Raw genomic sequence first — 22,974 nt, 5'->3', positions numbered from 1 at the left:
GGGGCAAGACTGCCCCGGCCGGAACGCTTAGCGGAACAGCGACAGGATCGACTGCGGCGCCTGGTTGGCGATGGACAGCGACTGAACCGCCAGCTGCTGCTGGACCTGAAGCGCCTGCAAGCGCGCCGAGGTCTCTTCCATATCCGCATCCACCATCGAACCGATGCCCGACTTCAGCGAGTCGGTCAGGTTCGAGATGAAGGTCTTCTGGGTCTCGATCCGCCCCTGGACCGAACCAAAGGCCGCGGCTGCGTCGATGGAGGTATCGATCAGGGTTTCGATCGAGCCCAGAGCCGCTGCCGCACCTGCCGAGTTCGACACGTCGATCGCAGCCAGCGCGCCCAGACCGCCAGCGTTGGCGTTGGAGAACTGGCCCGACACTTGCAGACTGTCGGTCCCGCCATTGGTGATCACCAGCCGACCCGAGTTTGCCGCGTTGTAGTCGACAGTCACGTTGGCACCGGAGGCCTCGATCGCCGCTTTCATGCCGACAGCGATCACATCTGCCGCCGAGGTCGAGGCGATATCTTCGGCGGTCACCGTATAGCTCACCTCGGTATCACCCAGACGCAGCGTGAAGCTGTCGCCTGCCGCATAGGCGGCGGTAGCAAGCGCTTCGAACTCGATCTGGCCGTTATCGTCGGTGCCGCCATTGGCGTCCAGCGAGAAGCCGAACGTGTCCTGACCGTCCGCCGACACACCATCGGTGTTGGTGGCGTCAAACACTGCCTTGGCGGTATAGCCGCCGGTGGAAAGGTTCTGACCGGCCACGGTGATCGAAGAGGCGGTCACATTGCCCGCATTGTCACGGTCGAGCGAGGCCAGGACCGATGCCGACGCGGCAGTCCCGTCAACCAGGTTCAGCCCGTTGAACTGGGCGGCGCCCACAACGGCCGCAATCTGGTCTTTCAGAGCGGTGACGTCGGCGTTGATCTTGTTGCGATCGACGTTGTCCTCCTGCGCCGCAACGATCTTGCCCTTCATCTGGGTCAGCAGGTCGGTCACGGTTTCGGCCGCGTTGCGGGCCACGGCGACGGTCGATTCACCCAGGCTCAGGCTGTCCTTGATCGCCTTGAACCCCTTGACGTCGGATTCCATCACTTTCGAGATGGCCCAGACGGCCGAGTTGTCCTTGGCGGTGGCCACGTTCTTGCCGGTCGAGATGGCGTTCTGGGTCTGACCCAGGTTCATGTTGACCGACTTGAGGGTTTGCAGCGCAACCATGGCGCCATTGTTCGTCAGAATGCTGGACATAGCATCATCCTTTGATCTTGTGGGCCTTTGGCCCGGGTTTGCATCCGCCCGTTCAGGCGTTCGGAAACGTCTTTCTGACGAGTGCGAAAGTCCGGGATCCGGTCTCGCGCCACACTCATTCCGAGGTGCGAGGCCACCATTGCCCCCGATCTCCTAATGGATCGCTAAAACGCCGCCGTCCCATTCGGCGAATTTGACTCAATTCCACCTCAGGCCCGTTTCTCCAGTTGCGAACTGCGTGTGGCGCTGAACCGGTGCTTCTGGCCGGCGCTGTCATAGGTTTCGAGCCCCTGGCGCACCCGGCGCAACTCGGCCATCCGGTTCGCAACCGAACGAATCCCATCCAAAGCGCTGTTCAACAGCGCCTGGTTGCGGGTCACCTTCCTGTGCAGCGGCTCCAGTTGCTCGGGCGTCAGGTCGACGGATGCATTGATCTGCGCGACCAGCCTTTCTTTCTCGTCCGTCATGGGGCCAAGCTGATCCAGCTCGCCACTGACAAGCGCGGTCCGTTCCAAATCAAGCAGTTTGTCGAGCGACGCAAGCAGCTCGCTAAGGGTGTCATGTTCCATTTTGGGTATCCTTCAGGGCATTGAAAAAGGTTTCAGCCAGACCAATCCCGCCCGCCCGGGCTATGTGTTCGGCCTGTCGTTGGACCAGGAAGGTGGCGAACTGGTCCTCCCCCGGACCACCACCAAATTCATCGCGTGTCTGCCCCAGACCAGCAGCCTTGAGCATTTCGGCAAGAAAGGTCGCCTCGAGCCGAACGGCCGCCTCTCGCAGGGGCGATGTTGCGGCGTCCTGAGAAACCGCGACTGGCGGCCGTGATATGTGAGGAATTTCCATGGGGAACCTCGAAATTGTTTCGAACTTTCCCGATCAGACCGAAAAGCGGTTAAAAAAAACGTAACCGAATTGCCGCAAAGATCCACAAGGCAGCAAACGGGTTTCGCATGAAATTATCGACCTTCTCCCAGCTTTTCTCGTCGACCGGGAGCAGCCAGACGACCGGACCGGGCGCGGCGTTGACCCGCCCGAATGGCACCGCTCTGGCTGTGGATTTTCTGGGAATTTATTCTTTGCAGGATGCGGTCCCGGCAAGCCAGGGCAAGACGACCGAAACAGATGGAGAGTCCTCCGGACCAGTCGATCGGAGCCCCGATACTAAGCGCGATGATGGGCTCGAAACTATCGGGGTTGAGCCGGGCGATACCACGGTTCCCGATTCGCCCGTCGGAGATCACCTTGAGTTGACGCCAGTGGAAACAAAGGCACGCGCGCCAGAGGATGAGCGGACGCGGGTCGACGTGACCGCCGGGCTGAACGCGGAAGACCCCGCGCCTGAGGGGCGCAGAGTTCGCCCTGAAGATCGGCTTGTCACCTGGCCCAATGCACCGACGACATACGGGCAAGGAGAATCTCTTTTTCCACGGGCGGCATTGTCTGCGCCGCCGCCCGATGCCCGCTCGCACCAGGATCAATCGACCGATCAAACCTTGGCTCTCGAAACGCCTTACACACTCGGAACCGGGAAAGAAACGGGCCAACCGCGCGGTGCCGTCGAAATCTCAGCCATGTCCCGGCCCCAACAGGCCTTGTACCCTCTTCAGGCAGAGGTGAGGCCGGGTCGCGCCAGAGACGGCGCGCTACAACATTCAATCAATCCAGCTACTTGGGCAGGCTTCGTCGATCCCGAGACCGCTGCTGTTTCCGGTGACGCGCACCGGGCAGGTCTGGCCAACCCCTCACAACTCGTGCCAGTCGGGCAGGCCAACGGAGAGAATCAGCCCAAAACACCAAGTGCCGCGGGGATCAATGCCCGCGACATTCCTCAGTGGCCTGTTTCAAGACAGCTTTCCTCTACGCCCGCGTCATTTGAGCCAGTGCCTGCCGAAGCCAGAGCGACCCAACCGGATACGCCGAGCCGTGGCCCCGACCCGATCCTCAGGGCCCCGTCAACGCCGCCGCTGTCCGGATCGGGTACGCCTGGGCGACCGGACATGGCCACCGGGCTGTGGTCGGCGGACGATGGCGGGAACGCCCTGACATCGGCAAACGATGGCGGGTTGCTGCAAGGGGAGCTTGGCCATGGAATCGATTTTGCCCTTGGCGGTCGCGATACCTTGTATTCCGGTCCTGCGATAGGAGCATCTCCATTTCCCGCGACCACCACCGCTCCGCCAGAGACCGCTCGGCAAATCGCCAGCCAGATGGCCAGCGCCATCGCCGCCTCGCCCGAGGCCGGAACAGTGGACATCCGACTGGATCCCGAAGAACTTGGTTCGGTCCAGATGTCGCTCAAGTTGCGCGACGGCAGTTTGACAATGGCCATTGTCGCTGACCGGCCAGAAACCCTGGATCTCATGAGGCGACATATCGACCAGCTTTCCGCCGAGTTTCGCGCGATGGGCTACAGCGACGTGACCTTGAGTTTTGCTGGGTCGCAGAACGGGTATGGCACCGAAGGGCGCCAAACCGGCTATCAAGGCCACGCTGCCCCCGAGACTCCCGAAACCGTGCCTGGCGCACAGGAAACCAGCCGTCCGCACATCGTCGCAAACGGTTTGGATATGAGGCTTTGACAATGACGGCACCAGTACATTCCGCTACCCAGAGCGCCACGCAAACACCGCGTTCAGGACAAAACGAAACCAAAAGCAGTGTTTCGGATTTCGACACGTTCATTCGGATGCTGACGACACAGGCCCGATACCAAAACCCGCTGGAGCCGCTGGACTCCTCCGAATACGCGTCGCAACTGGCGCAGTTCTCGATGGTCGAGCAGCAGACAAAGACCAACGACACCCTTGTTGCGCTGGTTCAGCAACTGGGCGCAACGGACATGGCGCGTCTGTCCGGCTGGATCGGCAAAGAGGCGCGCGCCGTTGCCCCAGCGTTTTTTTCGGGTCAGCCGGTGACGATTTCACCCGCGCCGCTGGCAGCGGCAGACAAGGCTTTCATCGTTGTCCGAGATGATTCGGGCGAGGTTGTCGACCGGTTCCAAGTGCCGATCTCGGCCGAGCCTGTCGAATGGTCCGGCCTTGACGACAACGGCGACGCGCGGCCCGAAGGCTTGTATAGCTTTGCAATCCAGAGCTATCAGGGCGATGAACTTTTGCTGGAGGAAGCAAGCGCCGTTTATCACCCCGTCACAGAAGCACAGATCGAAGATGGCGAAGTGATCTTGATCCTCGATGGCGGTCAGGCAATCTTGGCCTCGACGGTGACAGCGGTGCGTGCCAATGGTTAAACCGGACGCCGTATCGTCGCCCAGGGCAATCAGGCCCAATCAAATGACCGAGGCCCGTCCTGTCCCAGCCAGACCAGAAACCGCCAGCAGACATTGTCGCGGACTTGCGCGCGCGCGGCCTGTCCAGCGTCGGCGACCGGTTCGAGATTCTGTACGGTGGCCGCACCAACCGGGTCTGGCGTCTGCATGGTCATGCCGGAGATCTGGTGTTGAAACTCTACAGGACGGATTTCCACAATCCCCTGTTCCGGAACGATCCCATGTCCGAAAGGGCTTGCCTTGAACGGCTGGCCGATACCAGCCTTGCGCCGCGATTGCGCGCAACCGGGAAATATGCTGACCAGGCCTGGGCGCTTTACGATCATGCGCCGGGCGCGCCCTGGCAAGACAATACGCGCCGCGCGGCAGAAGCATTGGCCAGGCTGCACAGCCTTGAGCCGGGTATAGACCTGCCCAGCGGCCGCAATGGCAGTTGCGAACTGCTTGACCATGCCGAAGACATACTGGCTTTGTGCGCCGCCGAGGCGTGCGTTGAGCTGCAAAGATTGCGCCCGACCGGAGGCATGATTGCTCCCGGACGCACATCTTTGATCCATGGCGATCCGGTGCCGGGCAATTTGCTGCTGGATGCAGGCGGGGTGGTGCTGATCGACTGGCAATGTCCGGCGATCGGCGATCCGGCCGAGGATATCGCAATCTTCCTGTCCCCCGCCATGCAGCATGTCTATCGCGGCAAGGCTTTGACCATCGCCGAAGAACGCTCCTTCCTTGCCGCCTACGCGGAACCTGAGGTCACCGGTCGGTATCAGGCGCTGAAACCCTTTTTCCACTGGCGCATGGCGGCTTATTGCCTGTGGCGGGCGCAGAATGGCGCGCCTGATTATGCGCCCGCCTACCGGTTGGAGGTCGCAGCGCTGACCGAATAAGCAAGGCTCAAAGGTGGTCGGCCAGTCCAAAGGCCAGATAGGCCGGTGGCATTACCGCGCGACGGAAGCGACCAAGGGGAAACCGCCTGAGCGGACCCTGCATGGCCAGCGGCAGATCCGCCGGTTCGCCCAGCGCCAACCGCGCCAAGGCGCGGCCCGAATAGGTGCCCATCGCAACCCCGTTGCCGTGATAGGCAAGCCCCGCGAACATGCCCGGCGACCCGGGAACTGGCCCGACATAGGGCATCAGATCCCGCGCAAGGCACACCATGCCGGACCACAGGTTTGTCGCCTCGACCCCCGTCCAGGCCGGGAACATTGCATCGAAATGACGACGCATCCGGGCGTGGATCGCCGCTTCGACTCTGGGCGAGGAAAACAAGCCACCCCGCATCCCGAACAGAAACCTCCGATCCGGCATCAGTCGGAAGTAGTGCAAGAGGTTGCGGGTGTCATAGGCCATCTGATCCGACGTCCAGCCCTGTGCCCGCAGCTCCGCATCGGTCATCGGACGGGTTACCATCACACTGGATTGCGCGGGCATATAGCGGCCCGCCAGCCAGGGTGGCATGTCCTCGCTGGAATAGCCATTGGTGCAGATCAGCACGGTTTCTGCCTCGATCCGGGCCGCAGGCGTATGCAGAACATGACCCCGTCTACCCGGCTCTATCCGGGTCACGGGGCTGTTGCGGAACTGGCGTACACCCCGCGCGGCCGCCGCAGAAGCCATCCCGAACAGATACATGCGCGGGTTCAGCGCAAATCCGACATCGCTGGTTAGCCCACCGAAGAACTGACCGTTCAGCCCATCAGCCTCCAGATCATGTTTCTCGTGCAGCCTTCCATGACCCGCGTCCGCCTCGCGCCGAAGGGACTCCATGGCGCGCGCGGAATGCGCCAGCCGCGTTTCCCCTTTGGAATGCGTATCGGCATTGATCCCGTGGCGCGCGATCAGCTCCGCGACCAGGTCGACCGCGTCCACCTCGGCCTGGTCGAACGCCCGGGCGCCATCGTCGCCAAAACGTCTGCGCTTTTGCGCATCGCTCAGCTTGGTGCCACCCAGGCAGCAGAACCCGCCATTGCGCCCCGAGGCGCCCCAACCGGGCGCCTCTGCTTCCAGCAGGGTCACCGCCACGCCGCATTCGGACAGATGCAGGGCGGCCGACATGCCCGTGAAACCGCCGCCGACAATGGCGACATCCGTCCGGATGTCGCCAGAGGCGACCGGCCAGTCCGGCGCATCGATGGTCTCGTCCCACCAGCAAGCCTGGCGCGGCCCGGCGCCATAGGCGAAGTCAGAGAATATCCGCTTCATTGCGCGCGTGCTGCCGCCTGCTCGTCCCGTTTCTGGCGAACCAGTGCCTGTTTCGAGATCAGCGAGGCAGATATGACCCCAACCGTGACGATTCCGATCATGATCGTACTCAGCGCGTTGATTTCCGGACTGACGCCCAGACGCACGGCCGAGAAGATCTTGATCGGCAGGGTGGTTGCCGAGGGTCCCGAGGTGAACGAAGCGATGACCAGATCGTCAAGCGATAGGGTAAAGGCCAACAGCCAGCCCGAGATCACCGCAGGCGCGATGATGGGCAGGGTCACCAGACGGAACGCCTCTGCCGGCGAACAACCGAGGTCCAGCGCGGCCTCTTCCAGCGAGCGGTCGAATGTCACCAGTCGCGATGACACCACCACCGACACGTAGCACATCGAAAAGGTCGTATGAGCCAGAACGATGGTCATCACACCGCGCTCGATCCCGATGCCGATGAACAGCAGCAAGAGCGACAGGCCGGTGATCACCTCGGGCATGACGAGCGGCGCATAGATCATGCCGGAAAACAGGGTCCGACCCATGAAGCGCCCGCCGCGCACCAGCACATAGGCGCCCATGGTGCCCAGGACGGTGGCGAAAGTCGAGGACAGCACCGCGACCTTCACGGTCACCCAGGCCGCGCTCAGGAACGCGTCGTTGCCCAGCAACTCGCCATACCACTTGGTCGAGAAGCCCGCCCAGACCGTCACCAGCTTGCTTTCGTTGAAGCTGTAGACGATCAGGATGACCATCGGGATGTAGAGAAAGGCGAATCCCAGGGTCAGGGATACGGTATTGAACCAGCTCAGCCTGTTCATTGCTCCGCCTCCGCCTGTTTCTGTTGATTGCGCTGGAACAGCACGATCGGGATCACCAGGATCAGCAGCAGGATGACTGCCACAGCCGAGGCTACCGGCCAGTCGCGGTTGGAGAAGAACTCTTCCCACAACACCTTGCCGATCATCAGCGTGCCCGATCCACCCAGCAGCGACGGGATGACGAATTCACCCAATGTCGGGATGAAGACCAGGAAACAGCCCGCGATGATGCCCGGCCGCGACAGCGGAATGGTCACCAGCCAGAATGCCTTTGCCCGTGAGCAGCCCAGATCCTCGGCCGCCTCGATCAATGATCCGTCAAGACGGTCGAGGGCCGAGTAAACCGGCAGGATCATGAAGGGCAGATAGGTGTAAACGATACCGATATAGACTGCGGTATTTGTATTCAGGATGGTCAGCGGCTCGTTGATGATCCCGGTCCACAGCAGGACCTGGTTCAGATATCCCTCGTTCGACAGGATCCCCATCCAGGCATAGACCCGGATCAGGAACGAGGTCCAGAACGGCAGGATGACCAGCATCATCAGCGTCGGGCGCCATTCCTCGGGCGCGCGGGCCATGCCATAGGCGATTGGGTAACCAACGCAGAGCGTTAGAAAGGTCGCCGAAATGGCGATCTTGAGACTGCTCAGATAGGCTTTCCAATACAGGTCGTCCTCGGTCAGAAAGACGAAGTTCTCGAAATCCAGTTCGCGGATGAACGCCATGATCCCCTCGGCCCAGTCGAACTGGGGCACATAAGGCGGGATCGAGACGGCATAGTCCGACAGCGAGATTTTGAACACGATGGCGAACGGCACCAGAAACAGCACCGTAAGCCAGGCATAGGGAATGGCGATCAGAAGAAATCTGCGCATCAGTTGGCCAGCAGAACGCCCGCCGTGGCCGTCCAGGACAGCCAGACAGTGTCTTCCCATGTAAAGGTCCGGCGCGAGATCCGGCGCGTGTTCGAGGTCTGCGCCTTGATGATCGTACCGTTGGGCAGTTCCACGTAATAGGTCGACAGGTTGCCCAGATAGGCAATGTCATGCACCCGGCCCTGCACCGCATTGGCGGCATCCTCGGGGCGTTCGGCCGTGATCGCCACCTTTTCGGGTCGAATGGCCAGATGACAAGTCTGACCGGCCGCGAACTCGTTCGACGATTTGGCCGTCAGGGGTTGCACCCCCTCGGACCAGTCAATCCGATAGGTCTCTTCGCCTTCGGGCGTGGCACGGCCCTGGATGATGTTCACGTCGCCGATGAAATCGGCAACATAGACAGAATTGGGCGTTTCATAGATGCGGTCCGGGGTCGACACCTGCATCAACTGCCCCTGATCCATCACCGCCACCCGGCTGGCGACGGTCATCGCCTCTTCCTGGTCGTGGGTCACGATGACAAAGGTGGTGCCGGTCTTTTCCTGGATGTCCATCAGTTCGAACTGGGTATCCTGACGCAGCTTCTTGTCCAGCGCCCCCAGCGGTTCGTCCAGCAACAACAGCTTTGGCGCCTTGGCCAGCGACCGTGCCAGTGCAACCCGCTGCCGCTGCCCGCCCGAGATTTGGTGCGGCTTGCGCTTTGCGAATTTCTCCAGCCGGACCAACCGCAGCATCTCTTCCACGCGATCTTCGACATCACGCTTGGGCATGCGGTCACGGCGCAGGCCAAAGGCGATGTTGTCCCAGACCGACAAATGCGGGAACAGGGCATAGGACTGGAACATCATGTTCACCGCCCGCTTGTTCGGCGGCACCGGGGCGATATCCTGCCCGGCCAGTTCGATCACGCCTTCGGTCGGGCTTTCGAACCCGGCCAGCATGCGCATCATGGTCGTCTTGCCACAACCCGAGGGACCGAGCAGAGCAAAGAACTCACGCTCGTAAATATCCAGTGTCAGGTTGTCGATTGCAGTGAATTCACCAAACCGCTTGGTCACGTTCTTGAAACGGATCAACGGTTTCGCGTCAGGATCGTCCCAAGGCGCAAATTTCGAAGATTGCAAGGTAAGCCCCCGTCTGTCTCGTTAAAGTGGGGTAGACGCAACGGGGCAGGCCACTCGGCCCGCCCCGCAATTGATGTCGGCGATCAGGTGCCCGACTTGATCTTGGTCCACAGGCGGGTCACGGTCCGCTGCGTCTTCGCCGGATAGGGCGAGGTGGTATAGAGGTTCTGCATGGTTTCGTCGTCCGGATAGATGGCGGTATCGCCGATCACATCCTCGACCAGGAACTCTTGCGAGGCCTTGTTGCCGTTGGCGTAGTAAACATAGTTCGACGCCGCCGCCATGTTCTGCGCGTCCATGATAAAGTTCAGGAACTTGTGCGCGGCGTCGGGGTTCGGCGCGTCGACAGGGATCGCCATCTGGTCAAACCACATCAGCGACCCTTGCTTGAAGGCGTGGTATTCGATCTCGACACCGTTGTCCGCTTCGGCGGCGCGATCACGGGCCTGAAGAATGTCACCCGACCAGCCGACCGCGACGCAGATATCGCCATTGGCCAGCGCGTTGATGTATTCCGAGCTGTGGAACTTCTGAATGTAAGGCCGCACTCCCATCAGCAGCGGTTCTACCTTTTCGATCACGTCGGCTTCGTGGCTGTCCGGGTTCTCGCCCAGATACTTGAGAGCTGCCGGGATGATCTCGGTCGGTGCATCCAGGAAATGCACGCCACAGGCGGCCAGCTTTTCCATATTCTCGGGCTTGAACACCAGATCCATGCTGTTCATCGGCGCGTCTTCGCCCAGCACTTCCTTGACCTTGCCGACGTTCACACCCAGACCGGTTGTGCCCCACATGTAGTTGATCGAATATTCGTTGCCGGGGTCGTATTGCGCAGTGCGCGACTCGATCAGGTCCCACATGTTGGCGTGGTTCGGCAGTTTCGACATGTCCAGTTTCTGGAACGCGCCGGCCTGGATCTGACGCTGAAGGAAAGTCCCGGTGGGCACCACAACGTCATAGCCGGACCCGCCGGCCAGCATCTTGGTCTCCAGAACCTCGTTGCTGTCGAACACGTCGTAGATCAACTTGATGCCGGTTTCTTCTTCGAACTTGGTCAGCAACTCTTCGTCGATGTAGTCCGACCAGTTGTAGACGCGCACCTCTTCGGCGAAGGCCGCCGATGTGGCCAGCGCCATCACCGCCGTGAGTGTCAGCGATTTAAAAGTCATTGAATGTCTCCCTGCGAGCTGGAGGGTATTTTCCCGCCTGCCTAGATTTGATCAAGTTTTGCCTTCTACGGCAACAGTGTTTATGTTTTCATCAAGTAGAACACCTGACAAGCCGTGATGTCGAAATAGGGGCAAGTCCTTTGAATATGATCAAAAAACAGGCGTCGAAACCCGTCCAACAGGACACGAAACAACCTGTTCACGAACAGGTGTACCAGACGTTGAGGGCCATGATTCTGTTCGGAGAGCTGGCTCCGGGACAGGCTGTAACCATCCAGGGACTGACTGATTCGCTCGGTGTTGGCATGACCCCTGTGCGCGAAGCGATCCGCCGCCTGATGTCCGAGGGCGCGCTGATGTTCCAGGGCAATCGCCGCATCAGTGTGCCGGTGCTGACGCAAGAGGATCTGCGCCAGGTCATTTTCGTAAGGAAATCAATCGAGGCCGAGCTTGCACGCCGCGCCGCGCAGAAGATGACGCCGGCGGCGGTCGAAGCTTTGGACCATTTGGATATCGCCCTGGACCTCGCAATCGAGACCGGAGATGTCAGCGGCTATCTGAGGTCCAACTACGATTTCCACGCTTTACTCTACGCAATCGCGGATGCGCCGATTCTCACCGAAATGGCGGATCGGCTGTGGCTTCGCTTCGGTCCGTCGCTGCGGGTTGTATGCGGCCGATTCGGCACCCAGAACCTGCCCGACCGGCACAAGGAAATGCTGGATGCCCTGCGCGCCGGGGATGCCGAAGGCGTTGCGCGCGCAATGGAGCAGGACGTCGAACAAGGCATGGAACAGATGCTTGGCGTGCTATCCGAAAACGAGGCGTGACACGATTCGATTTGACACCGAAAAATTTGATCATATTCTGCCCCTAAACCGAATTTCGCAGGAGACTCACCCGATGGTGACAATTACCAACCACATGCCCACGGCCGAGTTGCAGGCGCTGGATGCCGCACATCATGTTCACCCGTTTTCGGCCAATACCGAACTTGGCCGCGAAGGCGCCCGTGTCATCACCCGTGCCAAGGGTGTGTGGCTGACCGACAGCGAAGGCGAAGAGATCCTCGACGGGATGGCCGGCCTGTGGTGCGTCAACATCGGCTATGGCCGTGACGAACTGGCCGAGGTCGCCGCCCGCCAGATGCGCGAGCTGCCCTATTACAACACCTTCTTCAAGACCACCCATGTGCCGGTCATCGCACTGGCCCAGAAACTGGCGGAACTGGCGCCCGGCGATCTGAACCACGTGTTCTTCTCCTCGGGCGGATCCGACGCCAACGACACCAATATCCGCCTTGTGCGCACCTACTGGCAAAACAAGGGCCAGTCGGACAAGAACATCATCATCAGCCGCAAGAATGCCTATCACGGTTCCTCGGTCGCCTCGTCCGCGCTGGGTGGCATGGCCGGAATGCATGCGCAAAGCGGCATGATTCCGAACATCCACCACATCAACCAGCCCAACTGGTGGGCCGAGGGCGGCGACATGGCCCCGGCCGAATTCGGCCTGGCCCGCGCCCGCGAGCTGGAAGAGGCGATCCTGGAACTGGGTCAGGACCGCGTCGCGGCCTTTATCGCAGAACCGGTGCAGGGCGCCGGTGGCGTCATTGTGGCGCCCGACACCTATTGGCCCGAGATCCAGCGCATTTGCGACAAGTATGGCATCCTGCTAATCGCGGACGAGGTGATCTGCGGGTTCGGCCGTACCGGCAACTGGTTCGGCTGCGAAACCCTGGGCATCCGCCCGCACATCATGACCGTCGCCAAGGGCATGAGCTCGGGCTATGTGCCGATCGGCGCCTCGATCATCTGCGACGAGGTGGCCGAAGTCATCGGCATGGATGAGTTCAACCATGGCTACACCTATTCCGGTCACCCGGTGGCCGCGGCCGTGGCGCTCGAAAACCTGCGCATTCTCGAAGAAGAGAAGATTGTCGACCGGGTCCGCGACGTGACCGCCCCCTATCTCAAGCAGAAATGGGAGGCCCTGCTGGATCATCCGCTGGTGGGTGAGGCAAAGATCGTGGGCATGATGGGCTCCATCGCCCTGACCCCGAACAAGGAAAGCCGCGCGAAGTTCGCGTCGGAACCGGGCACGATCGGCTATATCTGCCGCGAGCGCTGCTTCAAGAACAACGTCATCATGCGCCACGTCGGTGACCGGATGATCATTTCCCCGCCGCTGGTCATCACCCCGGACGAGATTGACGAGATGTTTGTGCGTATCCGCAAGTCGCTGGACGAAGCGCATGCCGAGATCAACGAACGCGGACTTCTGAAAAGCGCCGCCTGACCCGTTAGGCACCCGCAGAGAATCGACAGGCCGCTGTTTTTTCAGCGGCCTGTTTTTTCGCCCCTCTTGGTCGAATGCCCTCAGAAAGCGTCGCAACTGTATTGAAACTGTCGCAATTCGGTTGCAACGACCCGCCATGCGCGCTTAACTTTGGGTCAATCGCGACGCAGATCGCCAGTACGTTCATTACGGGGAGGTGGCATTGACCACACGCGCCAGCAATGACGCGTTCGTTGAATTCGAACGCGTTCAGAAGAGTTATGATGGCGAAACTCTAGTCGTCAAAGACCTTAATCTCACCATGCCTAAGGGCCAGTTCCTGACCATGCTTGGGCCGTCGGGTTCGGGAAAGACGACCTGCCTGATGATGCTGGCCGGGTTCGAAACAGCCACACATGGCGAGATCAAGCTGGACGGGCGCCCGATCAACAACATCCCGCCGCACAAGCGCGGCATCGGCATGGTGTTCCAGAACTATGCCCTGTTCCCCCACATGACGATCGCCGAAAATCTCGCCTTCCCGCTTGAGGTACGCAAGATCGGCAAGTCCGACCGCGAAGAGAAGATCAAGCGCGCGCTCGATATGGTGGAAATGGGTCGTTTTGGCGGACGCCGGCCGGCACAATTGTCTGGTGGTCAGCAACAGCGGGTCGCGCTGGCGCGTGCGCTGGTGTTCGAACCCGAACTGGTGTTGATGGACGAACCCCTGGGCGCGCTCGACAAGCAGCTGCGCGAGAAGATGCAGTTCGAAATTACCCGCCTGGCTCATGACCTGGGTATCACCGTTGTCTACGTGACCCACGATCAGACCGAAGCGCTGACCATGTCGGACCGGGTGGCCGTGTTCAACGACGGCGTGATCCAACAGCTGGCGCCGCCCGACGAGTTGTACGAACAACCGGCCAACAGCTTCGTCGCCCAGTTCATCGGCGAGAACAACACGCTCGAAGGCGAGGTCATGGAAGTCCGCGATGGTATCGCGGTGGTGCGGCTGGACGATGGCGAGTTGATCGACTGCAAACCGGTCAACGTCAGCAAGCCCGGCGAACGCACGCGGGTGTCGATCCGCCCGGAACGGGTCGAATTCAACAAATCGCGGCTCAAACCTGGCGCGCATACGCTCAAGGCCGAGGTGATGGAGTTCATCTATATGGGTGACATTTTCCGCACCCGCCTGAAGGTGGCCGGCAATGATGAATTCATCATCAAGACCCGGAACGCACCCGACCAGGTCCGCCTCGAGCCCGGCGCCCAGATCGAGATCGGCTGGCTGCCCGAAGATTGCCGCGCGCTGGACGCCTGATCCGGTGCCGCAAACACGCGCCCGTTTTCACGGGCGCTGAATTCGGAAACGGCCGGGGCGTGCTTCGACCGATCCAAAAAACCGAACCAAAATGGTCAACATGGGAGAACTACATGAAACTCAAGACCGCATTGCTGGCAACAGCTCTGACGTCGGCGGCCTTTGCCGTCTCGGCGCAAGAAGTCACCGTCATGTCCTGGGGCGGCGCCTATGCCAAGAGCCAGGTTGAGGCCTATCACAAGCCCTTCACCGCGGCGACCGGCATCAAGGTGAACTCGGTCGACGCCGACAACCCGGCAACCCCGATCAAGGCACAGGTCGAAGCCGGTAACGTGTCGGTCGACGTCGCCGACGTCGAGTTCTCGGACGCCGTGCGCCTCTGCGACGAAGGCCTGCTGGAAGAAATCGATCCGGGCATGCTGGCTGCCGCACCCGATGGCACCGCAGCCACCGACGACTTCATCGACGGTGCGATCCAGGATTGCGCAGTCGCCAACATCGTGTGGTCGACCGCGGTTGCCTATAACACCGCCAACGTTTCGATGGCACCGGCCTCGATCGCCGATTTCTTCGACACCGGCAAGATCCCGGGCAAGCGCGGCCTGCGCAAGTCGGCCAAGGCGACGCTGGAAATGGCTCTGATGGGCGATGGCGTTCCGGCAAACGAAGTCTATGAAGTGCTCGACACCGACGAAGGCGTCGACCGCGCATTCGCCGTGCTCGACCGGATCAAGGGCGATATCGTCTGGTGGGAAGCCGGCGCACAGCCGCCGCAGCTGCTGGCAGACGGCGAAGTTGTGATGTCGACCGCCTATAACGGCCGTATCTTCAACGCAGCCGTTGCCGAAGGCCAGCCCTTCGAGATCATGTGGGACGGCCAGATCCTCGACTTCGACCTGTTCGTGGTCCCGAAAGGCGCGCCTAACAAAGAAGCCGCGATGCAGTTCATCGCCTTCTCGACCAGCACCCAGGCGCTGGCGGACCAGGCCAAGTGGATCAGCTATGGCCCGGCACGCAAATCTTCGGGCGCTCTGGTCGGCCTCTATCAGGACGGCAAGACCGAGATGGCGCCGCACATGCCGACCTCGGAAGCAGCCCTGAAGAACGCGCTGGTCAACAACTTCGAGTTCTGGGTCGACAAGGACGCCGAACTGAACGAGCGCTTCAACGCCTGGCTGGCGAACTGATCTGAAAACCGGGCCGTTCCCCACCGGGGGGCGGCCCAGCCTTTCCCGAATATCCAGGACAACGCCAGATGACCGATATCGCTCAGCCGCTAACGACCGCTGACGGCAAACCGCTCAAAGGGGCGCTGATGCGAGCTCAGGCCCGCGCCCGCCGCCGGGCTTTCCTGCTCGTGCTGCCACTACTGGCCTTTATCCTGATCACCTTCGTCTTTCCGATCGGTCAAATGCTGTACAAATCGGTCTACAACGAAGGGTTCACCTGGCAGGAAGACGTCACAACCGGCGACCGTACGCCGATCATGACCAATCTCGCCGCTTGGTTCGACGCCAACCCGCCCGGTACCGAGCCAAACGAAGAGGCCTATGCCGCGCTGGCCGCCGACCTAGTTGTGCTGCGCGAGCTGAAGGCACCTGGCCAGGCCGGGACGCGCATCAACTATGAACTGTCGGGCTCGCGCTCGATGTTCACCAAGGCCGCCCGCAGTGCCAACAAGCTGGAACCGCCTTACAAAGAGGCGCTGCTGGACCTCGACAAGGATTGGGGCAACCCGGACCTGTGGCAGGCGATGCGCGGTGCTTCGTCGTCCTACACCTTGAACTTCTATCTGGCCGCGATCGACCGCGAGCGTGATGCCGACGGCTCTATCGTGATGGTGCCGGAAAACCGGCAGGTCTATGTCAAGCTGTTCACCCGCACGCTGACCCTGTCGCTGCTGATCACCTTCCTCACCTTCGTGCTGGCCTACCCGATCGCGCATCTGCTGGCGACCCTGCCGTTGCGCCATTCGAACCTGCTGATGATCCTGGTTCTTTTGCCCTTCTGGACCTCGCTTCTGGTGCGGACCACCAGCTGGATGGTTCTGCTGCAAAGCCAGGGCGTGGTGAACGACGCGCTGGTCGGCATGGGTCTGCTGGGTGACGATAACCGGTTGCAGATGATGTACAACCGCACCGGCACCGTCATTGCGATGACACATATCCTGCTGCCCTTCATGGTGCTGCCGCTCTATTCGGTAATGCGGATGATCAACCCGTCCTATGTGCGCGCCGCGCGCTCTCTGGGCGCGACCAGCTGGACAGCATTCCGCCGCATCTACTTTCCGCAGACCGTGCCCGGCATTGGCGCCGGCGCGCTCCTGGTGTTCATCCTGGCTGTCGGGTACTACATCACCCCCGCCCTTGTCGGCGGCGCCGACGGGCAGCTGATCTCGAACCTGATCGCCTTCCATATGCAGAAATCGCTTAACTGGTCGCTGGCCGCCGCTCTGGCCGCGCTGCTGCTTGGCGGTGTGCTGCTCCTTTATTGGCTCTACGACAAGCTCGTGGGCATCGACAACCTGAAGCTGGGGTAACCGCACATGGCTCTTCCCAAACATGCCTCGACGCTGGAACGGGTCTGGCACTACACCTACCTGGTGATATGTGTCGCGATCTTCATCTTCCTGATCGCACCGATCCTGGTGATCATCCCGCTCAGCTTCAACGCCGAGCCCTACTTCACCTTCAGCGACAAGATGCTGAAGTTCGATCCCGAGGGCTATTCGATGCGCTGGTACGACCTGCTGCTGACCTTTGGCATGCAGGCCCCCGAAGCGCCGCGCGACGGATCCTGGTGGGCCGACGCATGGTCGAACGCGCAATGGATCCAGGCGACCAAGAACTCGATCATCATCGGCTTCTTCTCGACGATCCTGGCGACCACCCTGGGCACGATTGCCGCCCTGGGCCTGTCGCGGCCCGAGATGCCGGGCCGCCGCGCGGTGATGGCAATCCTGATTTCGCCGATGATCGTGCCGATCATCATTACCGCGACCGGTCTGTTCTTCTTTTACTCGTCGATCCGGATCCAGGATTGGGGCATTCCCTATCTGGGCATCATTCTGGCGCATGCCACCCTTGGCATTCCCTTCGTGATCATCACCGTGACCGCAACGCTGGTGGGTTTCGACCACTCGCTGACCCGGGCCGCCGCCAACATGGGCGCCGATCCGGTCACCACCTTCCTTCGGGTACAAATGCCGCTGATCCTGCCCGGTGTGATCTCGGGCGCGCTCTTTGCCTTTGTCACCTCGTTTGACGAGGTTGTGGTGGTGCTCTTTGTCGGCGGACTCGACGAACAGACGATCCCGCGCCAGATGTGGAACGGTATCCGCGAACAGATCAGCCCGGCGATTCTGTCGGTGGCCACGATCCTGGTGATCATCTCGATCGCCCTGTTGACGGTGGTGGAACTGCTGCGCCGCCGCTCGGAACGGCTGCGCGGCATGTCGCCCGGTTGATCGGATCCGCAAATCAAAGACCAGGGGGCCGGGTGACCGGCCCTTTTCTTTTGCGATCTACTTGATGTCCACGATTTGCATCACGGGTGCCCAGCCATCGACATTGCACCGGGCCTGCACCTGAACCTGCCGCGCCCCTTCGGCAAGCTGTACCCCGCTCAAGGACCGGGTAAAGGGCTGCTCTGTCTCATGGGGATGCAACAAGGTCCGCATCCCGATTTCGTTGCCCTGCAAGTCCAGCACTCGCCAGCCGTCGGCATAGTGGTCCCAACCGGTATCCGGGTGGCGCAGTGTCACGTCGAATCGCCACCCGTCGGCCGCTCGAGTCGCGGTTACCGCTTCGATGGATGGGGGATCGGCCAGAACGGGTGAGGCCACGAAAAGCAAGGGAAACAGGCTGCGCATTACCGCAGTCTATCGCAACACCGGTTTGGCGCGTTTCACGATGGCGTGTGCGACCCGCTATCCGCCGGCAGCCGCAACAGCACCTCGCGCGAATGCGACGCGAACTCGCGCCGATACAGGATGACCGTCGTCACCACGGCCGCCGCGACCAACGCCAGCGGCCCCGCGAACCAGGCGACCGAGGCCAGCGCAAAATACGTGGCCCTCAGCCCTTTGTTGAAACTGCGGGCGGCGGTGATGTTGATATCGGCGGCCTGCGCCGCCCGCGGGAAACAATGCGGGTCTTCGGGATCGTTCGGCACCGCCGCCATCAACACCGCGCAATAGCCGAACAACCGGTTCGCCCAGACGAATTTCAGAAACGCGTTCGACAGGAAAAGTAGCACGATCAGTATCTTGATCTCCCAGACCAGCGCGGGCGCCACGCCCAGCGCCAGATCGTCGGCCACCCCGGCCAGCCGGTCGGTATTGCCGATCAGCGCCAGCCCGCCCCCCACCGCGATCACCGCCGTCGAGGCAAAGAAGGAGGTTCCCTGCCGCATGATCGAAATCAGTTGCGCGTCGAACACCCGTGGTTGCCGGGTCACCATCTGGCGCATCCAGTCGCGCCGGAAATCGGCCATCAGAGCCGAAACAGACGGCCTTCCCGGCGCCGGATGCTCGATCCGCCAGCCGATCCAGACCCAGCAACAGATCAGCGCGGCCACGGCGCCATAGTCGAACGCGGAAAAAACAAGTATGCGGTCAGTCCAGGTCATGGCGCGACAGTACGGCTTACCGGTTTTTCTTGCCAGAACCTAAAATTGGTAATATTAATTTACCAGATGGAGGATTGTTCATGGACATGCCCACCCCGAACCCGACCGTTCTGGCCAAGAAACCGCGCCTGGTGCAACGGCTGCGGCAGGTCTTGCCCGCCGACGCGGTGATCGACGACCTGTCCGAGACCCGAGCCTATGAATGTGACGCGCTGACCGCCTATCGCTGCCCGCCGCTGCTGGCAGTGCTTCCGTCGAGCACGCAGCAAGTGTCGGATGTGCTGCGGATCTGCCATGAAGAGGGCGTACCGGTGGTGCCGCGCGGCTCGGGCACGTCGCTGGCGGGTGGCGCCTTGCCCACCGCCGACAGCGTGATCCTGGGCGTGGCGCGGATGAACGAGGTGCTGGAGACGGACTATGACAACCGCATCATCCGGGTGCAATCGGGTCGCACCAACCTGAGCGTCACCGGAGCGGTCGAGGCAGAGGATTTCTTTTACGCCCCCGACCCCTCGTCACAGCTGGCCTGCGCCATCGCGGGCAATATCGCGATGAACTCGGGCGGGGCGCATTGCCTGAAATACGGGGTGACCACCAACAACCTGCTGGGTGTCACCATGGTGCTGATGGACGGCACCGTGGTCGAGATCGGCGGCGCGCATCTGGATGCGGGCGGGCTGGACCTGCTCGGTGTCATCTGCGGGTCCGAGGGGCAATTGGGCGTGGTCACCGAAGCCACGCTGCGCATCCTGCGCAAGCCCGAGGGTGCACGCCCGGTGCTGATGGCGTTCGACAGCAACGAGGTCGCCGGCGCCTGCGTCAGCGACATCATCAAGGCCGGCGTGCTGCCGGTGGCGATCGAGTTCATGGACCGGCTCTGCATCGAGGCTTGCGAAGCATTTGCCAAGGCCGGTTACCCGCAATGCGAAGCACTGCTGATTGTCGAGGTCGAGGGGTCCGAGGCCGAAATCGACGACCAGTTGACCCGCATCATCGAGATCGCCCGGCGCCATAACCCGCTGGAACTGCGTGAAAGCCAATCGGCCGAGGAAAGCGCCCGCATCTGGCTGGGCCGCAAGTCGGCCTTTGGCGCCATGGGGCAGATCAACGACTACATGTGCCTCGACGGCACTATCCCCGTCTCCGCCCTGCCGATGGTGCTGCGCCGGATTGGCGAACTCAGCCGCGAATACGGTCTGAAAGTAGGCAACGTGTTCCACGCGGGCGATGGCAACATGCACCCGCTGATCCTGTTCAATGCCAACATGCCGGGTGACCTGGAGAAATGTGAGGCATTTGGCGCCGATATCCTGAAACTCTGCGTCGATGCGGGCGGCTGCCTGACCGGCGAACACGGGGTAGGGATCGAGAAACGCGACCTGATGCTGCACCAATACGCAGCAGAAGATCTTGAGGCGCAGATGGCGGTCAAGGACGTGTTCGACCCGCAGTGGCTGTTGAACCCCGCCAAGGTGTTTCCGCTGTCGGTCTCGGAAAGCCGACGCGCGGTACAGGTGGCCGCGGAGTAGCGGGGGCGCTGCCCCCCTTGGCCTGCGGCCAATTCCCCCCGGGATATTTTCAGCAAGAGGAAAGCCAATGCTGAGACCAGAAAGCGAGGCCGAACTGGCCCAGATCGTGGCCGGGCTGACTGCTCCGGTCCGGATACGGGGCGGCGGGACGCGGGGCGTGCCGGGGCCGGATGCCGAGTTGGACGTCTCGGGGCTGAGCGGCATCACGCTCTATGAGCCCGGCGCGCTGACGCTGGTCGCCAAGGCCGGAACGCCCGTGGCCGAGATCGAGACGGCGCTGGCCGCTGAAGGGCAGCGGCTGGCGTTTGAGCCGATGGATCATCGCGGGGTGATGGCGACCGAGGGCACGCCCACCATCGGCGGCGTGGTGGCTGGCAATATCTCGGGCCCCCGCCGGATACAGGCGGGCGCGGCGCGCGATTTCCTGCTGGGCGTGCGCTATGTCGACGGCATGGGCCAGGTGATCAGCAATGGTGGCCGGGTGATGAAGAATGTCACCGGCTATGACCTCGTCAAGCTGATGGCCGGGTCCTGGGGCACGCTGGGGGTGCTGAGCGAGGTCTCGCTGAAGGTGCTGCCAAAAGCCGAGACACAAGCCACGCTGATGGTTTCTGTGCCCGATGCGGGAACCGCGGTGCGCGCGCTGTCGGCCGGGCTGGGCTCTCCCTATGAGGTGACCGGCGCGGCCTATGATCCGGCCCTGGGGCAGGCTCTGGTTCGGATCGAGGGGTTCGAAGCCTCGGTCGACTATCGGGCGGAGGCGCTAAGCCGGTTGTTTGCACCATTTGGAACGGTGGCGCGGCTGGAGGACGATCCCTGGCCGGGCATTCGTGACGTGACCCCGTTCCAAGGGCGCGTGGGCGATGTCTGGCGGATCTCGGTGAAACCGGGCGACGCGCCAGAGTTGGCCGAGCGCTGCAAGGCCGAAGCGCTGCTGTTCGACTGGGGCGGCGGGCTGATCTGGGCGCTGATGCCCGAAGGCGCCGACCTGCGCGGTCGGCTGGGCGAGTTTGCGGGCCATGCGACACTGGTCCGGGGCGACCGGACCCAGCGCGCCATGTTCCAGCCGGAACCGGCTCCGCTCGCCGCCCTGTCGCGCGGATTGCGGCAGCGGTTCGACCCGAAAGGGCTCTTCAATCCGGGACTTATGGGGTAAGCGATGCAGACGAATTTCACCGCCGAACAACTGACCGATCCCGGCATCCAGCGCGCCAACGAGATCCTGCGTTCCTGCGTGCATTGCGGGTTCTGTACCGCCACCTGCCCGACCTATCAGGTGCTGGGCGACGAGCTCGACAGCCCGCGCGGGCGCATCTACCTGATCAAGGACATGCTGGAAAACAGCCGGGTGCCGGATGCCAAAACGGTCAAGCATATCGACCGTTGCCTGAGTTGCCTGGCCTGCATGACGACCTGCCCCTCGGGCGTGCATTACATGCATCTGGTCGATCATGCGCGCGAGTATATCGAGCAGACCTACCGCCGACCGTTCAGCGACCGGGCGCTGCGCTGGATTCTGGCGCGCATCCTGCCTTATCCCACACGGTTCCGGCTGGCGCTCTTGGGGGCCAAGATCGGCCGTCCGTTCCGCGGGTTGATGCCCGATGCGCGGCTGCGCGCGATGCTCGACATGGCGCCGAAACATATCCCGCCGGTCAGCCGCAACGACGATCCGCAGAGCTTTGCACCGGCTGGCACGCGCAAGAAGCGGGTCGCCCTGATGACAGGCTGTGCGCAAAAGGCGCTGAACACAGATATCAATGATGCCACTATCCGCCTGCTGACCCGGCTGGGCTGCGAGGTCGTGGTGGCCGAGGGCGCGGGCTGCTGCGGTGCGCTGACCCATCACATGGGGCGCACGAGCGAGAGCCACGCTACGGCGGCCAAGAACATCCGTGCCTGGGTGCGCGAGATGGATGGCGCCGGTCTTGATGCCATCGTGATCAACACCAGCGGCTGCGGCACCACCGTCAAGGATTACGGCCACATGTTCCGCAACGAGCCGCTGGCGGCCGAGGCCGCCAGGGTATCGGCCATCGCCATGGACATAAGCGAGCTGTTGATGCAGCTCGACCTGCCAGAAGGGACCGACAAGGGGTTGACCGTGGCCTATCACGCCGCCTGCTCGCTGCAACACGGGCAAAAGATCAAGACCTATCCCAAGGACCTGCTGAAACGGGCGGGCTTTTCGGTGGTCGAACCTGCCGACAGCCACCTGTGCTGCGGCTCGGCCGGAACCTATAACCTGATGCAGCCCGAGATCTCGGGCAAGCTAAAGGCCCGCAAGATCCGCACGCTTGAGGCAAAAAAGCCCGACCTGATCGCGGCGGGCAATATCGGCTGTTTGATGCAGATCGGTTCGGGGACCGAACTGCCCATCATGCACACGGTCGAACTGCTGGATTGGGCTACGGGCGGACCGCAGCCTCCGGCGATGACGGCACCGGGCAAACGCGCACCCGAGGTGCCGATCCTGCGCTAATC

General features: G+C 61.9%; 22 protein-coding genes. 12 read left to right on the top strand and 10 right to left on the bottom strand.

Annotation, left to right across the window (positions count from 1 at the left end; all coding sequences use genetic code 11):
• Positions 1-27: 27 nt before the first annotated feature.
• The 3 genes from G0P99_RS12770 to G0P99_RS12760 form a co-directional block, all read right to left on the bottom strand.
• Complete coding sequence (locus G0P99_RS12770) at positions 28-1,254, bottom strand: flagellin (protein WP_164130360.1); 1,227 nt, start codon at positions 1,252-1,254, stop codon at positions 28-30.
• 209 nt (positions 1,255-1,463) lie between these two features.
• On the bottom strand, positions 1,464-1,823 hold the full coding sequence (locus G0P99_RS12765; protein ID WP_164130358.1) for a flagellar biosynthesis protein FlgN: 360 nt from the start codon (positions 1,821-1,823) through the stop codon (positions 1,464-1,466).
• Complete coding sequence (locus G0P99_RS12760; protein WP_164130356.1) at positions 1,813-2,097, bottom strand: rod-binding protein; 285 nt, start codon at positions 2,095-2,097, stop codon at positions 1,813-1,815. Before G0P99_RS12760 ends, G0P99_RS12765 begins: the two co-directional genes overlap by 11 nt.
• A 107-nt stretch (positions 2,098-2,204) precedes the next feature.
• Here G0P99_RS12760 and G0P99_RS12755 point away from each other — a divergent pair, with 107 nt between their 5' ends.
• The 3 genes from G0P99_RS12755 (at position 2,205) to G0P99_RS12745 (ending at position 5,427) form a co-directional block, all read left to right on the top strand.
• A complete protein-coding gene (locus G0P99_RS12755) occupies positions 2,205-3,833 on the top strand; it encodes a flagellar hook-length control protein FliK (RefSeq protein WP_164130354.1) in 1,629 nt (542 codons plus the stop codon).
• A gap of 2 nt (positions 3,834-3,835) precedes the next feature.
• Entirely contained in the window at positions 3,836-4,501 is a 666-nt protein-coding gene (locus G0P99_RS12750; RefSeq protein WP_164130352.1) for a flagellar hook capping FlgD N-terminal domain-containing protein, read from the top strand.
• 104 nt (positions 4,502-4,605) lie between these two features.
• Positions 4,606-5,427, top strand: coding sequence for a phosphotransferase (locus G0P99_RS12745; RefSeq protein ID WP_239059808.1), 822 nt, complete (start codon positions 4,606-4,608; stop codon positions 5,425-5,427).
• Positions 5,428-5,434: 7 nt separating this feature from the next.
• On the opposite strand, the gene G0P99_RS12740 is transcribed toward G0P99_RS12745, so the two are convergent.
• From G0P99_RS12740 to G0P99_RS12720, 5 genes are all read right to left on the bottom strand, one after another.
• On the bottom strand, positions 5,435-6,742 hold the full coding sequence (locus G0P99_RS12740) for an FAD-binding oxidoreductase (protein WP_164130349.1): 1,308 nt from the start codon (positions 6,740-6,742) through the stop codon (positions 5,435-5,437).
• Positions 6,739-7,557, bottom strand: a complete 819-nt coding sequence (locus tag G0P99_RS12735; protein WP_164130347.1) for an ABC transporter permease — start codon at positions 7,555-7,557, stop codon at positions 6,739-6,741. Before G0P99_RS12735 ends, G0P99_RS12740 begins: the two co-directional genes overlap by 4 nt.
• The gene (locus tag G0P99_RS12730) at positions 7,554-8,435 is read right to left on the bottom strand and encodes an ABC transporter permease subunit (RefSeq protein ID WP_164130345.1); all 882 of its coding nucleotides are present in this window, start codon (positions 8,433-8,435) and stop codon (positions 7,554-7,556) included. The genes G0P99_RS12735 and G0P99_RS12730 overlap by 4 nt, the downstream gene beginning before the upstream one ends.
• Positions 8,435-9,562 (bottom strand): ABC transporter ATP-binding protein, encoded by a 1,128-nt coding sequence (locus tag G0P99_RS12725; protein ID WP_164130343.1) that lies wholly within the window; start codon positions 9,560-9,562, stop codon positions 8,435-8,437. The genes G0P99_RS12730 and G0P99_RS12725 overlap by 1 nt, the downstream gene beginning before the upstream one ends.
• A gap of 83 nt (positions 9,563-9,645) precedes the next feature.
• Complete coding sequence (locus tag G0P99_RS12720; protein ID WP_164130341.1) at positions 9,646-10,731, bottom strand: polyamine ABC transporter substrate-binding protein; 1,086 nt, start codon at positions 10,729-10,731, stop codon at positions 9,646-9,648.
• A gap of 146 nt (positions 10,732-10,877) precedes the next feature.
• On the opposite strand from G0P99_RS12720, the gene G0P99_RS12715 reads away from it, so the two are divergent.
• The 6 genes from G0P99_RS12715 (at position 10,878) to G0P99_RS12690 (ending at position 17,798) form a co-directional block, all read left to right on the top strand.
• Complete coding sequence (locus G0P99_RS12715; protein WP_164131152.1) at positions 10,878-11,561, top strand: GntR family transcriptional regulator; 684 nt, start codon at positions 10,878-10,880, stop codon at positions 11,559-11,561.
• A gap of 73 nt (positions 11,562-11,634) precedes the next feature.
• Complete coding sequence (locus tag G0P99_RS12710) at positions 11,635-13,029, top strand: aspartate aminotransferase family protein (RefSeq protein WP_164130339.1); 1,395 nt, start codon at positions 11,635-11,637, stop codon at positions 13,027-13,029.
• A 202-nt stretch (positions 13,030-13,231) separates the two neighbouring features.
• Entirely contained in the window at positions 13,232-14,332 is a 1,101-nt protein-coding gene (locus G0P99_RS12705; RefSeq protein ID WP_164130337.1) for an ABC transporter ATP-binding protein, read from the top strand.
• A 113-nt stretch (positions 14,333-14,445) separates the two neighbouring features.
• Complete coding sequence (locus tag G0P99_RS12700) at positions 14,446-15,519, top strand: ABC transporter substrate-binding protein (protein ID WP_164130335.1); 1,074 nt, start codon at positions 14,446-14,448, stop codon at positions 15,517-15,519.
• Between the two features lie 68 nt (positions 15,520-15,587).
• The gene (locus G0P99_RS12695) at positions 15,588-16,871 is read left to right on the top strand and encodes an ABC transporter permease (RefSeq protein ID WP_164130333.1); all 1,284 of its coding nucleotides are present in this window, start codon (positions 15,588-15,590) and stop codon (positions 16,869-16,871) included.
• Between the two features lie 6 nt (positions 16,872-16,877).
• Positions 16,878-17,798, top strand: coding sequence for an ABC transporter permease (locus G0P99_RS12690; RefSeq protein WP_164130331.1), 921 nt, complete (start codon positions 16,878-16,880; stop codon positions 17,796-17,798).
• 57 nt (positions 17,799-17,855) lie between these two features.
• Here the strand turns inward: G0P99_RS12690 and G0P99_RS12685 are convergent, their stop codons facing one another.
• Together G0P99_RS12685 and G0P99_RS12680 are read right to left on the bottom strand one after the other, a co-directional pair.
• Positions 17,856-18,203 (bottom strand): hypothetical protein, encoded by a 348-nt coding sequence (locus tag G0P99_RS12685; protein WP_164130329.1) that lies wholly within the window; start codon positions 18,201-18,203, stop codon positions 17,856-17,858.
• A 35-nt stretch (positions 18,204-18,238) separates the two neighbouring features.
• Positions 18,239-18,961 carry a DUF599 domain-containing protein gene (locus G0P99_RS12680; RefSeq protein WP_164130327.1) on the bottom strand — a complete coding sequence of 241 codons (723 nt, stop codon included), beginning with the start codon at positions 18,959-18,961 and terminating at the stop codon, positions 18,239-18,241.
• Positions 18,962-19,041: 80 nt separating this feature from the next.
• Between G0P99_RS12680 and G0P99_RS12675 the strand changes: the two genes are divergently transcribed.
• The 3 genes from G0P99_RS12675 to glcF all read left to right on the top strand — a co-directional run bounded on the left by G0P99_RS12675 (position 19,042) and on the right by glcF (position 22,972).
• Entirely contained in the window at positions 19,042-20,490 is a 1,449-nt protein-coding gene (locus G0P99_RS12675; RefSeq protein ID WP_164130325.1) for an FAD-linked oxidase C-terminal domain-containing protein, read from the top strand.
• A gap of 70 nt (positions 20,491-20,560) precedes the next feature.
• Positions 20,561-21,646, top strand: a complete 1,086-nt coding sequence (locus G0P99_RS12670; RefSeq protein ID WP_203583105.1) for an FAD-binding protein — start codon at positions 20,561-20,563, stop codon at positions 21,644-21,646.
• Positions 21,647-21,649: 3 nt separating this feature from the next.
• Positions 21,650-22,972 carry a glycolate oxidase subunit GlcF gene (glcF, locus tag G0P99_RS12665; RefSeq protein ID WP_164130321.1) on the top strand — a complete coding sequence of 441 codons (1,323 nt, stop codon included), beginning with the start codon at positions 21,650-21,652 and terminating at the stop codon, positions 22,970-22,972.
• The last annotated feature ends 2 nt before the right edge of the window (positions 22,973-22,974 follow it).

The organism is Ruegeria sp. PrR005 (genome assembly GCF_010500245.1).
Classification (GTDB): domain Bacteria; phylum Pseudomonadota; class Alphaproteobacteria; order Rhodobacterales; family Rhodobacteraceae; genus Ruegeria_B; species Ruegeria_B marisflavi.
Note: the sequence above shows the minus strand (reverse complement) of the source record. Positions and strands in the feature narration are given on the sequence as shown.

Coding starts and splice junctions, on each gene's coding strand:
- G0P99_RS12770 (WP_164130360.1), bottom strand. CDS start 1,254: ATGTCCAGCATTCTGACGAACAATGGCGCCATGGTTGCGCTGCAAACC.
- G0P99_RS12765 (WP_164130358.1), bottom strand. CDS start 1,823: ATGGAACATGACACCCTTAGCGAGCTGCTTGCGTCGCTCGACAAACTG.
- G0P99_RS12760 (WP_164130356.1), bottom strand. CDS start 2,097: ATGGAAATTCCTCACATATCACGGCCGCCAGTCGCGGTTTCTCAGGAC.
- G0P99_RS12755 (WP_164130354.1), top strand. CDS start 2,205: ATGAAATTATCGACCTTCTCCCAGCTTTTCTCGTCGACCGGGAGCAGC.
- G0P99_RS12750 (WP_164130352.1), top strand. CDS start 3,836: ATGACGGCACCAGTACATTCCGCTACCCAGAGCGCCACGCAAACACCG.
- G0P99_RS12740 (WP_164130349.1), bottom strand. CDS start 6,742: ATGAAGCGGATATTCTCTGACTTCGCCTATGGCGCCGGGCCGCGCCAG.
- G0P99_RS12735 (WP_164130347.1), bottom strand. CDS start 7,557: ATGAACAGGCTGAGCTGGTTCAATACCGTATCCCTGACCCTGGGATTC.
- G0P99_RS12730 (WP_164130345.1), bottom strand. CDS start 8,435: ATGCGCAGATTTCTTCTGATCGCCATTCCCTATGCCTGGCTTACGGTG.
- G0P99_RS12720 (WP_164130341.1), bottom strand. CDS start 10,731: ATGACTTTTAAATCGCTGACACTCACGGCGGTGATGGCGCTGGCCACA.
- G0P99_RS12715 (WP_164131152.1), top strand. CDS start 10,878: ATGATCAAAAAACAGGCGTCGAAACCCGTCCAACAGGACACGAAACAA.
- G0P99_RS12710 (WP_164130339.1), top strand. CDS start 11,635: ATGGTGACAATTACCAACCACATGCCCACGGCCGAGTTGCAGGCGCTG.
- G0P99_RS12700 (WP_164130335.1), top strand. CDS start 14,446: ATGAAACTCAAGACCGCATTGCTGGCAACAGCTCTGACGTCGGCGGCC.
- G0P99_RS12695 (WP_164130333.1), top strand. CDS start 15,588: ATGACCGATATCGCTCAGCCGCTAACGACCGCTGACGGCAAACCGCTC.
- G0P99_RS12690 (WP_164130331.1), top strand. CDS start 16,878: ATGGCTCTTCCCAAACATGCCTCGACGCTGGAACGGGTCTGGCACTAC.
- G0P99_RS12685 (WP_164130329.1), bottom strand. CDS start 18,203: ATGCGCAGCCTGTTTCCCTTGCTTTTCGTGGCCTCACCCGTTCTGGCC.
- G0P99_RS12680 (WP_164130327.1), bottom strand. CDS start 18,961: ATGACCTGGACTGACCGCATACTTGTTTTTTCCGCGTTCGACTATGGC.
- G0P99_RS12675 (WP_164130325.1), top strand. CDS start 19,042: ATGGACATGCCCACCCCGAACCCGACCGTTCTGGCCAAGAAACCGCGC.
- glcF (WP_164130321.1), top strand. CDS start 21,650: ATGCAGACGAATTTCACCGCCGAACAACTGACCGATCCCGGCATCCAG.